The organism is Rhodococcus sp. LB1, from assembly GCF_001583455.1.
GTDB classification, from domain to species: Bacteria; Actinomycetota; Actinomycetes; order Mycobacteriales; family Mycobacteriaceae; genus Rhodococcus_F; species Rhodococcus_F opacus.
Genome location: NZ_LTCZ01000054.1, coordinates 1 through 12,056, shown reverse-complemented (window position 1 = coordinate 12,056; position 12,056 = coordinate 1). Strand labels below are relative to the sequence as shown.

Below are 12,056 nucleotides of genomic sequence, written 5' to 3'. Positions count from 1 at the left end.
TCGTTACCACAGTGTGTCCGTTGTGGTCGCGGCGTCCGAGACGCAAGGTAGAGGCATGTCGATCTCTGTGAACTCTGCGCGGATGGCCCTCGACCCCGAGGAACTGCTGACCGTGGCGATCGCCGAAGCCGAACTCGGCAAACGCGAGGGCGGGATACCGATCGGGGCCGCGCTCTTCGCCGGCGACGGAACCCTGCTGGGCAGCGGCCGCAACCGACGGGTCCAGCACGCCGATCCGTCCGTCCACGGTGAGACGGACGCGTTCCGGGCCGCCGGGCGCCAGCGCGACTACCGCTCGACGATCATGGTGACGACCCTGTCACCGTGCTGGTACTGCAGCGGTCTGGTCCGGCAGTTCAACATCGGCGCGATCGTCGTGGGGGAGAGCGTCACGTTCACCGGCGGCCACGAATGGCTCCGCGAGAACGGCGTGGACGTGACCGTCCTGCGCGATCGACGCTGCATCGACCTCATGACCGAATTCATCGCGAACCAGCCCGAACTCTGGAACGAAGACATTGGAGTAGCCGAATGACCCCGATCGCCACCGTCGACATCGCACTCTGGCGGGCGGGCGGACCCTCCGCAGCGGCCGTCGCCCGGGACGTCGACGAGGGACTGCAGCGCGCCGGTTTCCTCCTCGTCCGCGGCCACGGGGTGACGCGCGAACTGGCCGCGGACGTACGGGCCGCCGCGCGCCGGTTCTTCGCACTTCCCGAAGAGGTGAAGGCGCGGTACTCGGCGATCGTGGGCGAACGCGGCTGGATCGGGCCCGGGATGGAGGCCAACGGCTATGCCGAGGGCACCGAGACGCCCCCGGACCTCAAGGAGACGTTCGCCATCGGTGCCGAGACGTGCACCGGGGATCCCCTCGTCGACGACGTGTGGTTCAAGCCCAACGTGTGGCCCACCGAAGTGGTGGAACTGCGCGCCCTTCTCACCACCTACACCGAGGCGATGCGCCGGCTCTCGGACGACCTCCTCGCCCTGTTCTCGGCGGCACTCGCGCTGCCCGTCAACCCCTTCGACGGGCTCGCGGACCGCCCGACGTGGACGTGCAACATCAACCACTACCCGCCGATGTCGTCGGTGGGCGAGCCTGAGCCGGGCCAGTTCCGCATCGGGCCGCACACCGATTTCGGCACCGTCACCGTCCTGGACCGGGAACCCGGCGCAGGCGGACTCCAGGTGTACACCGACGAAGGCGGCTGGGAGGACGCGCCCTACGACCCCGACGCTGTCACCGTCAACATCGGCGACCTCCTCGAGTACTGGAGCGGCAAGCGCTGGCCGTCGGGCCGGCACCGCGTGCTGCCGCCGCAGGCCGACGCCCCCGAAGAAGACCTGGTGTCGCTCATCTACTTCTACGAACTCAACCACGACGCGCAGGTCACACCTCTGGAACCGCCGATCGGAACCGTCGCCGGGCTCGGGCCCGTCACGTCGGCCGACTTCATCAAGACCCGCCTCGACGCGATCACGCTCGAGGCTCCGCCCGTGCGCCTTTCTGGTAGCCGGGGCTACCGAAAAGGCGCACAAGCCTGAAGGGCCTCGTCGGTCAGCTCCAGCCACCGGGTGACGCCGATGTCGTGGAGGAACTGCCGGTCGTGGCTGACCACGATCAACGCGCCGCGGTAGCTGCGGAGCGCCTGGGTGAGGTGCGCGAGACTCGGCAGGTCGAGATTGTTGGTCGGCTCGTCCATCAGCAGCAGCCGCGGGGCGGGTTCGGCCAGCAGGATGGTCGCGAGTGCCGCCCGCAACCGTTCCCCGCCCGACAACGCCGATGCGAGCACGTCGGAATCGTTGCCGCGGAACAGGAACCGGGCCAGCTGGGCGCGGATCTGTTCCTGCGACGCGTGGGGAGCCGCCACGGCCACGTTCTCGGCGACCGTCAGCGACTCGTCGAACACGTCGAGTCGCTGCGGCAGGGCCTTGAACGGAACCCGCGGTCCCGCGGCCACGACGGCGTCGAGCAGGGTCGTCTTGCCGACACCGTTGCGTCCGACGAGGGCGATCCGCTCGGGACCGACGACGTCCAGCGACACCTGCTGTCCGCTGAGCAGGCTCACGTCCCGGACGGAGACCACCTCCTGGCCCGAGTGCACCTCCGTGGCCGGGAGGTCGATGCGCACTTCGCGGTCGTCCCGCAGGACACTTTCCGCTTCCGTCAACGACTCCCGCGCCTCGTCGACCTTCGCGATGTGGTTGTTCCGCAGCTTCCCCGCGGATTCCTGTGCCTGGCGCTTCCGCAGCCCCATCACGATCTTCGGTTCGCGCTTGTTCTCGAACATCTTCTGCCCGTACCGCTTACGACGGTCGATCTTGATGCGGGCCTCGACGAGTTCCCGCTTCTGCTTCTGCACGTCGCTGCGGGCATCGCGCACCGCCGCCCGCGCGGCCTCCTGCTCCGCCTCGACGATCTCCTGGTAGGCACTGAAGTTCCCGCCGAACATGCGGATGTCGCCACCGCGCAGCTCCGCGACGGAATTCATGAGATCGAGCAGGTCACGGTCGTGGCTGACCACCAGCAGGGTGCCCGGAAACTGTTGCACCACCTCGTAGAGCTTGCTGCGGGACGCGCTGTCGAGGTTGTTGGTGGGCTCGTCGAGGAGCAGCACCTCCGGTTCCTTCAACAGCTGCGCGGTGAGGCCGAGCAGTACGGTCTCACCGCCGGACAGGGTGCCGACGGTGCGATCGAGGTCGGACGTGCTCCCGAGCACGCGTTCGAGACCGAGCCGATGCAGGGTCGAGACCGCCCGCTCCTCGATGTCCCAGCGGCCGGTCGCGGCATCGAAATCGTCTGGTGTGCCGTCGCCGGACTCGATGCGGTGCAACGCCGCCCGGAGGTCGGCGATGCCCAGGATCCGGTCGACCTTCAGTGTGGGATCGAGCGTGATGTCCTGCGGCAGGTAGGCCACCTCACCCTGCGCCGTCACCGACCCGCGGTCGGGGTGCAGGCGCCCGGCGATCAGCCGGAGCAGGGTGGATTTACCGGAACCGTTGAGACCGACCACCCCGGTGCGTCCGGGGCCGAAGACGGCATCGAGGCCGTCGAAGACCGGCTCGCCGTCGGGCCAGGTGAACGTGAGGTCGGACAGGGACAGATATGACTGGGCCATAGGGGACTCCCGAGGTGTGTGCGTATGAAGACTCGCGTGACTACCTCGTCAGGAGCAATGGACCGTTCCCCTCTGTCTGACACGCCCGGTGCGCATCGGTGACGTTCACGATAGGACGCCGCCGATGCCCGCGCAATCGAATTAGATCTGGGGGCCGTCGGCCCTGAGTTCGTCCACCTTCGCCATGGCGTCGCGGAGTTCGGCGAGCCACTGTTCGCTGTGCTGGCCGGCCAGGCGCACCGTCCACATCAGGGCGTCCGACCGCGACCGCGCCACACCGGCGTCGACGAGCGTGTCGAGAACCTTGCGTTCGGGTTGGCGCAGTCGGGTCATCACCGGAACGGCGAGGTGGGTGAACAACGTTTTGTGGCCGTCGAGGCTGACGCCCCACGCGACCTTGCGCCCGTATCGCCTCTCGGCCTCGTCGGCGATGCGCATCCGATCGCCCCGGGTCGTTTCGCGGAACCGGGAGATGCGTCCGTCGATCGCGGCCTCGGAACCGGAGTCGGCGGATTCGACGGGCGGCAATTCGCCGACCACCACGATCTCCTCGCGGTCGACCTCGACGGTCGCGGGGCCGGTGAACCAGTCGTCGGGAAGACGGCCGGCGAACCATTCGGCCGCATCGCTCGCATCGGGGACATCCGCCTGCTGCCATCCACCGGGCCGGCCGAAGCGGCGGGGGCCCGGACCTTGTGTGTTCCTCATGGCGTCCTCCTGGGGACCCTGGTGCCGCGATCGGTGTGATGCAGCACTGATTACATGATTACACCGATTATTCGAAGCACGCCACCACGTCAGGCATGATCGAGTCCGTGCGCACCTCAACCGTTCGTCACAGCCCCACCCGTCCCACCCCCACCCGGAAGGCAGCGGCCGGAATCGCCGTCCTCGCGACGGTGCTCTCCGCCTGCGGACTCTTCGGACCGGACCAGCCCGACACCGTCTCGCAGCAGTTCGCAGACGCCCTGAACAGCGACGACGTGCAGGCCGCCGCCGAACTCACCACCGATCCGGCCGCCGCAACCGCCGCGATCACGGCGATGTACGACGGGCTCGGAAACAAGGACGGGACGTTCACCCGCACCGACGTGCAGGAGTCCGGCGGCACGTTCACGATGGACGTGTCGTGGCCGTTCGCCCCGGGGCAGGAGTGGAAGTACAGCACCACCGGCAACGCCACCAAGGAAGGCGACGACTGGAAGATCGTCTGGGACCCGGCCGTCCTCGCACCCGGCCTCACCGACGACACCACCGTCCGGTACACCACCACGACCGGGACGCCACCGAAGGTCCTCGCCGCGGGTGGGGCCCCGATCCTCGAGCAACAGGTCGTGACGCTGGTCAACCTCGAACAGGGAGCGGACACCGCGGCGGTGGCCGCGTTGCTGTCACCCATCGCACCGACGATCACCGCGGCCTCGCTTCAGCAGGATCTGGCCGGCGCCCAGGGCAAGCCGGTCACGGCCATCTCGTTGCGCGCCGAGGACCTGGCGCCGATCGAACCGCAGCTGCGGCAACTCGCCGGCGTGGCGCTGGCACCACAGACCAGGCTGCTCAGCACCGACAAAGCGCTGGCCTCACCCACCCTGGCGGGCCTCGGCGACCTGTGGCAGGAGGGGCAGGACGCATCCGCCGGCTGGGCGGTGCAGTTGGTCGGTCAGGACGGCGCGGCGAAGAGCATCGCCGGTGCGCAGGGTCCCGCCGCCCCCGACATCGCGACGACCCTCGATCTCCCGATGCAGATGGCTGCCGAGCGGGCGCTCGCCGACGTGCCGCAGCAGGCCGCGATCGTCGCCCTGCGACCCTCCACCGGGGAGGTGCTGGCGGTGGCGCAGAACGCCCCGGCCGACGCGCTCGGCCCGATCGCACTGACCGGCCTCTACCCGCCGGGATCCACGTTCAAGACGGTGACGACGTCCGCGGCCCTGCAGGCCGGCGCCGCCACACCGGACACCGTTCTGCCCTGCCCCGGCACCGAGAACATCGAGGGCAGGCAGATCCCCAACGACGACGAATTCGACCTGGGCGCGGTCCCGCTGCACACCGCGTTCGCCCGCTCGTGCAACACCACCATGGGACGGCTGGCGGTCGGGTTGCCGCCCGACGCCCTGCAGCAGGCCGCGCTGCAGTTCGGGCTCGGCGTCGACTACGTCACACCCGGGCTGACGACCGTGACCGGCAACGTGCCCGTCGCCGACAGTCCGGCGGCCCGTGTCGAGTCCGGGATCGGGCAGGGGCAGGTGACCGCGACGCCGTTCGGGATGGCCATGGTGGCCGCCTCCATCGCGAACGGTTCGACGCCGTCGCCTATGATCGTGCAAGGCCAACCGGGAACCGCCGACAAGACGGCGCCCACCGTGCCTGCGAACGTCACCTCCGACCTCCGGACGATGATGCGCGAAACTGTGACGGGCGGTACCGCTACTGCGCTGCAGGACATTCCGGGACTGCTCGGCAAAACGGGCACGGCCGAGTCGGGAAATGGTCCCGCACACGGCTGGTTCGTCGGAATCAAGGACGACCTAGCATTTGCCGTTTTTATAGCAACAGGTGACAGTTCGGCCCCTGCTGTGCAGGCTGCGGGGCGTTTTCTTCGATAAACCCGTTCGCGCGTTGCTGTTCGGGGATAAGTTGTGGCTCAACCGTAACTTCTTCGTAGGCAAATGGTGCTTGTTACGCATGTGACTGAAAGCAAGATGGTGGACATGGGGAATGGACGATCGCTTGGCCGCCGCAACAGATACGTGATCGCCCTGACGTCGGCTGTCATTTTGGCGGTGATTCTGGCGTCGTGTGTGCTGTCGAAAGAGGAGGCGACCGCTCAGTCGGTCGTCGACGACTTCGTCAACGCGCTGAACGAGGGCGACGCCGCTGCCGCGGCAGCGCAGACCTCTTATCCCAACGCCGCGGAGACGGCGATTCAGCAGATGTTCGACGGTCTCAAACCTGAGGACGCCAAGTTCGACCTGACACAGTTCATGGATCTCGGCTCGGACTCCGGCTTCTTCACCGTCGGTGCCGCTTGGCATTTCGGTGAGGGCAAGGATTGGACCTACCAGGTGCAGGGTGGTGTGCGGAACCTGTCCGTCGGCTGGCGGATCTCCTGGGATCCGTCGATCCTCGCGCCCGACCTGGGCAACGGGCGTATCGTCCGCTACGACCGGACGGACGCCGCTCCGCCGCGGGTCTTCGACGCGTTCGGCGGGTTGCTCATGAACGAGCAGACCATCAACTCGGTCACCCTCGATCCCGCCACGATGCCCGACCCCGTCGCGACCACCCGGCGTCTCGCGGAGGTCCTCGAGCCGGTGGCCCCCCTCGTCACGTCCGACACGATGATGGCGGAGATGGCAGAGAAGCCCGGCCAGCAGGTCACCGCCGTGCTGCTGCGCGACCAGGACTGGGAGTTCCTCGAGCAGGATCTCGCGATACCCGGCGTCATCACCATAAAGACGCCGAAGCTCATCACGGCGGATAGGCGCATCACGACACCGCTGCTGGATCCGCTGCGCAAGGTGTGGCAGGCCAACCGGGACGCCACGGCCGGCTGGGCCGTCCACCTCGTGGACCCCGACGACACGCTCATCCCGCAGGCAGGTTTCCAGGGCCCGCCCGGACCGGACATCGTCGCGACCATGGACTCCCGCCTGCAGCTGGCAGCCGAGGAAGCCGTGGTCAGTGTCGGCACCCCCGCGACGATCGTCGCGATCCAGCCGTCCTCCGGCGCCGTGCTGGCCGCCGCGCAGAACAACCAGGCGATGGAGCAGGGGCCGATCGCGTTCCAGGGCCTGTATCCCGCCGGATCGAACCTCGACCTGGTGAAGAAGGCCGCCGGACTGCAGAAGGGCGTCGACCCGTCGTCGCTGTCGATCGAGGACATCGAGAAGGCGGGCAATCAGCTCGGGCTCGGCATGAACTACAAGATCCCGGGCCTCGACCATCAGACCGCCGTCTTCACCGCCGACCAGTCGGGCATGAACCAGGTGATGAACCGTAAGGACAGCGACCTGCCCGCCGTGACGCCGTTCGGGATGGCCATGCTGGCAGCGTCGATCGCGCGGGGCAGCGCGCCGGCACCGATGATCGTCCAGGGGCAGCCGGGCACCACCGATGTGGCCGCTCAGCCGCTTCCGGCGAACGTCAACGACCAGCTCCGGGGCATCATGCGCGACAACGTGGTGCGAGGCGGGGCGTCGTTCCTCAACGGCTACCCCGATCTCATGGGCATGAACGGGGCGAGCGGCGACGACCGCTGGTTCTACGGCTCACGCGGCGACCTGGCCTTCGCGGTCTTCGTCGCCGACGCCGACGGTGGCGACCGCGCGGTGAAGATGACCGACATGCTCTTCCGTGAGATGGCGAAGCCGGCGAACTGAGGACACGGTGATGGCGAAGCCGGCGAACTGAGGGAACGCCGGGGCCGTCCGCGCTGAGGGAGTAAGTGAGCAAGGGTAAGTTTCTTCCTTGTGTCCCTGCTTGATATCGGTCTTCTCGTCGTAGCGGGGTTCTTCGCGGGACTGGTCGGCTTCGTCACCGGCCTGGCGTCCATCGTGTCGTATCCCGCACTCCTCGCGGTCGGTCTGCCGCCGGTCACCGCGAACGTCACCAACACGGTCGCGATGGTCGCGGTCGGCGTCGGCGCCCTGTCCAACTCGACGCGGGAGGTCGCCGACACCGGTCCCAAGCTGTGGCGCTGGGCGCTGTACTCGGCTGCGGGCGGCCTGGTCGGCGCGGGAATTCTGCTGGTGGCTCCGGCGGGGTCGTTCGAGGCGATCGTTCCGTTCATGGTGGCGTTCGCCGCACTGGCGCTGCTGTTGCAACCCCGGCTCCGTGCGCTGGCGGGCGAGCGGGACATGCCACGCGCGTACTCGGTGTCGCTGTTCGTCGTCGCCATCTACGGCGGGTACTTCGGCGCCGGCGCCGGCGTGATCTTCCTGGCGATCGCGTTGATCCTCACGTCGGAGAAGATCTGGCGCGCGACCATCCTGAAGAGCTTTCTCCTCGGCGTCGCGAACCTGGTGGCGGCGATCGGGTTCGCGGTCTTCGGCCCCGTCCACTGGGGCGCCGCCGCCGCGATGGCGATCGGCGCCCTGGCCGGTGGCTGGTGCGGCCCGCCCGTCGTCAGGCGGATACCACCGTCCGTCCTCCGCGTCGTCATCGCGATCGCGGGATTCGGGTTGGCCGCGTGGTTGTGGGTGCGCTGACGACGCTCGGTGCCGAGGTGCCGCCACGCGTCAGTGCCGAGGTGCCGCCACGCGTCAGTGAACGCCCTTCATCAGACGCCTGATCCACGGTGACCCGATGGCGAGGAGCACGCCGACGGCGATCGATCCCAGCCCCACCGCGGTGAAGTACGGGATCTCGTTGTTCTCGTCGTAGTAGCCGGCCAGTGTGCCCGCCATGGCGGTGCCCAGTGCGACGGACAGGAAGAACAACGCCACCATCTGGGTATGGAAGGCCTCGGGCGCCAGCTTGGTCGACAGCGACAGCCCGACCGGGGACAGCAGCAGTTCGGCGAACGTGAACAGCAACAGGATTCCGGCCAGACCCAGCAGCGGTGCGCTGTTCGCGCCGCCACCCGACATCGGGATGAACGCCAGGAACGCGATACCCATGATGACGGTGCCCGCCGCGAACTTGATCGGCGACGACGGCTGCCGGGGTCCGAGCTTCGTCCACGCGGCCGCGAAGACGCCGGCGAAGATGATGATGAAGACCGGGTTGATGGACTGCACCCACGACGGCGGGAAGTCCCAGCCGAACAGGTTGCGGTCGAGTCGCTTGTCGGAGTACACCGCGACGGTGGTGAACTGCTGCTGGAACAGCGACCAGAACACCGCGCTGGCGATGAACATCGGGATGAACGCGTAGACGCGGCTGCGCTCGACGGCCGTGATGCGGCGGCTTGACAACATGATCGCGAAGTAGCCGATTGCCGCGACGATGGTGAGGCCGACCACGATGTCCGACATGTTGGCCGCGGTGATCACCCCTGTCAGGGACAGGGCCGCGATCACCACGACCGCGGCGGCACCGATCGCGATCCACTTGGGCCGCTGAGCGCGGGGGAGGGGATTGGGCGGTTCCGCACCGATACCCCGGAGGCGCTTGCGGTCGAGGGTGTACTGGATCAGTCCGAGCGCCATGCCGATCGCGGCGAGCGCGAAGCCGGCGTGGAATCCGATGGAGTCCTGCGCCCAGCCCGTCAGCAGCGGGCCGACGAGGGCGCCGAGGTTGATACCCATGTAGAAGATGGAGAATCCGGCGTCCCGGCGCTCGTCCTGCTCGTCGTAGAGATCACCGACGAGGGACGTGGCGTTGGCCTTGAGCCCGCCACTACCGAATGCGACGCAGACCAGGCCGATGCCCACACCCCACAGGCCCGGGAACACGGCAAGGGCGATGTGACCGAGCATGACGAGGATCGCGCTGTAGAACAGGGTTCGTTCGGAGCCGAGGAGCCGGTCGGCGATCCACGCGCCGAGGATGGTGGACAGATATACCGTGCCGCCGTAGGCGCCGACGATGCTGGTCGCGGACGATTCGGCGATTCCGAGGCCACCGTCGGCGACCGAGTAGTACAGGTAGTAGATCAGGATGCCTTGCATCCCGTAGAAGGAAAATCGCTCCCACATCTCGACGCCGAACAGGTTCGCGAGGGCGAACGGCTGGCCGAAGAAGCCGCGGTCGGACCGCTTCTCGTCCCGGGCCGGATCGATGGTGTCACTCATGGGAAAACTGTCTCACCTCGAGCGGAAGTTCGGGTGCCGTCGGGGCGTATTCGCCGCTATCGGGTGGTGGCGCGCGATTTCGTCACGATCTTCGCGACGGCGCGCCAGCCGAGGAGGAATACGGCGAGCACCGTGCCCGCCACGAGGACGAAACTGAACGCCGTTCCCTGGCCGCTGACGACGCGCAACAGCATGCCCACCACGAGCGTCGACAGCCACACCACGATTCCCGTCGGGACGATGAGGAACGCGTCGAACTTGTCGCGGTAGAGCGCGACGGTGGCGAGCCAGCCGACCGCGAGGCCGGTCAGGAACGGCCACGCCGTGGTGGCCAGACCCGTCAGGGCGTTGGCTTCGTCGTGGCTGCGGCGGCCGATGGCGCAGAACACGATCACGAGGACGACGTCCAGGACGAGCGCGGGGAGGTACTTCTTCACACGGTCAGCCTAGAGGGACCGCATTCGTGACGAGATGTGGACTCGCACCAACAGTGGACCAGGGAGAAAATTGTACTCGGTCCAAGTTGGGTTAAGGTTCGATTCATGGCGACGGACAGCGGATCAGGCCTTCGCGTCTCGAAGAAGCACGAGACGTGGCGGACGCTGCATGCGTGCGCCCTCGACCTGGTGGACACCCGCGGTTACGGCGACGTCAGCGTCGAAGAGATCGCGGCCGCAGCGCGCGTGTCCAAGAGCACGCTGTTCAACTATTTCGACTCCAAGGAAGCGCTGCTCTTCGACCCCGGACCGGGTGACCGTGAGCGGTGGCAGAAGCTGGCTGACGAGCGTCCCGAAGGCGAATCGATGTGGGTGTCGGTCCGCGAGATCATCCGCGCGAACATCGCCCACAATGCCGCCACCCTCACGGTGCAACGGCGGATTCTGGATGCGGCGCCCCACCTCGCGCAGTCGACGAAGGCCGCCGGCGAGCGATTCCAGCAGTTCGTCCAGGAGTGGGTCGACGCCCGGGTGCGACCGGACCGGGTCGACCCGCTCTGCAGTGTGCTGCTCGTCAACACGGCGTTCGCCGTCCTGCGCACGGCGTATCTGCAGTGGCAGCCCGGCGACGACGCGCAGCGGTTCCTGGGCTTGCTGGATTCGGCTTTCGCGGAGATCGAGGCCGGGGTCCTCGACCTTCCCCGGTCGCGGACCGGTGTCGCGTCCCGTGAACGTCACTGACGTGTGGCGCGGGCGCTCGGTACCCAGGACGGCATTGGCGATCGCCGCGGCCGGAGTACTGCTCGTCGAGGTTCTGGTGTTGAGTCCGTACATCGCGCGAGCGTCGGGCGCGTTGCTGCACCCGCGGTGGCGGTGGCTCGTGCTGGCGGTGATCGCCGAGATCGCGTCGATGACGACTTTCGCGCGGTTGCAGCGGCAATTGCTCGCGGCCGGCGGTCTCCGGGTGGCACTCCATCGCTCGATCGCACTGACTTTCGCGTCCAACGCACTGTCCGTCACGCTCCCCGCCGGGCACCTGGTGTCCGCGGGGTTCACCTTTCGGAGGTTGCGCACGTGGGGTGCGAGCACCCCGCTGGTCGCCTGGACGATGCTCGCGTCGGGGATCATCAGCTCGCTCGCGCTCGGGGCCCTCGGACTTCTCGGGGCGACTGTCGGCGTCCGGGCGCATGCGGATCCGCTCACCGTCGGCGGCGAGATCGTGGGAGTTCTCGGCCTCGCGTTCGCGATCCGGGAGCTGGTGCGTCGTCCGGAACTTCTCGTGCGTGCGGGGGAGCGGGTGCTCGGCTGGGCCAACGCGTTTCTGCGGAGACCCGCGGCGTCGGGCGTCGATCGCGTCCGCGCCCTCGTCGAGCAGCTGTCCCTCGTCCGGCCTCGCCCGCGGGACTGGGTGCTCGGGGGTGTGTTCGCGGGACTGAACTGGATCGGCGACCTGCTGTGCCTGGTCGCCGCGTGCCGCGCGGTGGGCGTCGCCGGCGTCGGGATCGGCCTCGCGATGACGGCCTACGTCGCAGGCATGGCCGCGTCGAGCATCCCTCTGATTCCCGGCGGGATCGGCGTCGTCGACGGTGCCCTGATCGTGGCGTTAGTCGCCGGTGGGCTGGGCACGGACGAGGCGACTGCCGCCGTGATGCTGTACCGGCTGATCAGTTTCGCGCTGATCGGCGCGATCGGGTGGGCAGTGCTGTTCGCCGCACGATACGCCCGTGGCACGAGCATGCCCCGCCTTCCGGGTGGATGACGGGGCG

At 68.1% G+C, this 12,056-nt stretch carries 11 protein-coding genes; 7 read left to right on the top strand and 4 right to left on the bottom strand.

What is annotated here, in order from left to right:
- Positions 1–55: 55 nt before the first annotated feature.
- Both AZG88_RS10200 and AZG88_RS10195 read left to right on the top strand, forming a co-directional pair.
- Positions 56–535 (top strand): nucleoside deaminase, encoded by a 480-nt coding sequence (locus AZG88_RS10200; RefSeq protein ID WP_061697608.1) that lies wholly within the window; start codon positions 56–58, stop codon positions 533–535.
- Positions 532–1,545 carry an isopenicillin N synthase family dioxygenase gene (locus AZG88_RS10195; RefSeq protein ID WP_061697607.1) on the top strand — a complete coding sequence of 338 codons (1,014 nt, stop codon included), beginning with the start codon at positions 532–534 and terminating at the stop codon, positions 1,543–1,545. The genes AZG88_RS10200 and AZG88_RS10195 overlap by 4 nt, the downstream gene beginning before the upstream one ends.
- Here AZG88_RS10195 and AZG88_RS10190 read toward each other — a convergent pair.
- Both AZG88_RS10190 and AZG88_RS10185 read right to left on the bottom strand, forming a co-directional pair.
- Positions 1,521–3,119, bottom strand: a complete 1,599-nt coding sequence (locus AZG88_RS10190; RefSeq protein WP_005243794.1) for an ABC-F family ATP-binding cassette domain-containing protein — start codon at positions 3,117–3,119, stop codon at positions 1,521–1,523. The two genes, AZG88_RS10195 and AZG88_RS10190, sit on opposite strands and share 25 nt — an antisense overlap.
- A gap of 141 nt (positions 3,120–3,260) precedes the next feature.
- A complete protein-coding gene (locus tag AZG88_RS10185; protein ID WP_005243791.1) occupies positions 3,261–3,827 on the bottom strand; it encodes a hypothetical protein in 567 nt (188 codons plus the stop codon).
- A gap of 95 nt (positions 3,828–3,922) precedes the next feature.
- On the opposite strand from AZG88_RS10185, the gene AZG88_RS10180 reads away from it, so the two are divergent.
- From AZG88_RS10180 to AZG88_RS10170, 3 genes are all read left to right on the top strand, one after another.
- A complete protein-coding gene (locus AZG88_RS10180; RefSeq protein WP_061697606.1) occupies positions 3,923–5,722 on the top strand; it encodes a penicillin-binding transpeptidase domain-containing protein in 1,800 nt (599 codons plus the stop codon).
- A 96-nt stretch (positions 5,723–5,818) separates the two neighbouring features.
- The gene (locus AZG88_RS10175) at positions 5,819–7,498 is read left to right on the top strand and encodes an NTF2-like N-terminal transpeptidase domain-containing protein (RefSeq protein ID WP_082833274.1); all 1,680 of its coding nucleotides are present in this window, start codon (positions 5,819–5,821) and stop codon (positions 7,496–7,498) included.
- A 90-nt stretch (positions 7,499–7,588) separates the two neighbouring features.
- Positions 7,589–8,326, top strand: coding sequence for a sulfite exporter TauE/SafE family protein (locus AZG88_RS10170; protein ID WP_005263664.1), 738 nt, complete (start codon positions 7,589–7,591; stop codon positions 8,324–8,326).
- A gap of 54 nt (positions 8,327–8,380) precedes the next feature.
- Here the strand turns inward: AZG88_RS10170 and AZG88_RS10165 are convergent, their stop codons facing one another.
- Both AZG88_RS10165 and AZG88_RS10160 read right to left on the bottom strand, forming a co-directional pair.
- Positions 8,381–9,853 carry a peptide MFS transporter gene (locus AZG88_RS10165; RefSeq protein ID WP_061697605.1) on the bottom strand — a complete coding sequence of 491 codons (1,473 nt, stop codon included), beginning with the start codon at positions 9,851–9,853 and terminating at the stop codon, positions 8,381–8,383.
- A gap of 56 nt (positions 9,854–9,909) precedes the next feature.
- Complete coding sequence (locus tag AZG88_RS10160) at positions 9,910–10,290, bottom strand: DUF3054 domain-containing protein (protein ID WP_005243782.1); 381 nt, start codon at positions 10,288–10,290, stop codon at positions 9,910–9,912.
- 105 nt (positions 10,291–10,395) lie between these two features.
- Between AZG88_RS10160 and AZG88_RS10155 the strand changes: the two genes are divergently transcribed.
- Together AZG88_RS10155 and AZG88_RS10150 are read left to right on the top strand one after the other, a co-directional pair.
- Complete coding sequence (locus AZG88_RS10155) at positions 10,396–11,031, top strand: TetR/AcrR family transcriptional regulator (protein WP_061697604.1); 636 nt, start codon at positions 10,396–10,398, stop codon at positions 11,029–11,031.
- Complete coding sequence (locus AZG88_RS10150; protein WP_231913914.1) at positions 11,018–12,049, top strand: lysylphosphatidylglycerol synthase transmembrane domain-containing protein; 1,032 nt, start codon at positions 11,018–11,020, stop codon at positions 12,047–12,049. Before AZG88_RS10155 ends, AZG88_RS10150 begins: the two co-directional genes overlap by 14 nt.
- Positions 12,050–12,056: the final 7 nt, after the last annotated feature.

Coding starts and splice junctions, on each gene's coding strand:
- AZG88_RS10155 (WP_061697604.1), top strand. CDS start 10,396: ATGGCGACGGACAGCGGATCAGGCCTTCGCGTCTCGAAGAAGCACGAG.
- AZG88_RS10185 (WP_005243791.1), bottom strand. CDS start 3,827: ATGAGGAACACACAAGGTCCGGGCCCCCGCCGCTTCGGCCGGCCCGGT.
- AZG88_RS10180 (WP_061697606.1), top strand. CDS start 3,923: ATGATCGAGTCCGTGCGCACCTCAACCGTTCGTCACAGCCCCACCCGT.
- AZG88_RS10175 (WP_082833274.1), top strand. CDS start 5,819: ATGGTGGACATGGGGAATGGACGATCGCTTGGCCGCCGCAACAGATAC.
- AZG88_RS10190 (WP_005243794.1), bottom strand. CDS start 3,119: ATGGCCCAGTCATATCTGTCCCTGTCCGACCTCACGTTCACCTGGCCC.
- AZG88_RS10200 (WP_061697608.1), top strand. CDS start 56: ATGTCGATCTCTGTGAACTCTGCGCGGATGGCCCTCGACCCCGAGGAA.
- AZG88_RS10195 (WP_061697607.1), top strand. CDS start 532: ATGACCCCGATCGCCACCGTCGACATCGCACTCTGGCGGGCGGGCGGA.
- AZG88_RS10165 (WP_061697605.1), bottom strand. CDS start 9,853: ATGAGTGACACCATCGATCCGGCCCGGGACGAGAAGCGGTCCGACCGC.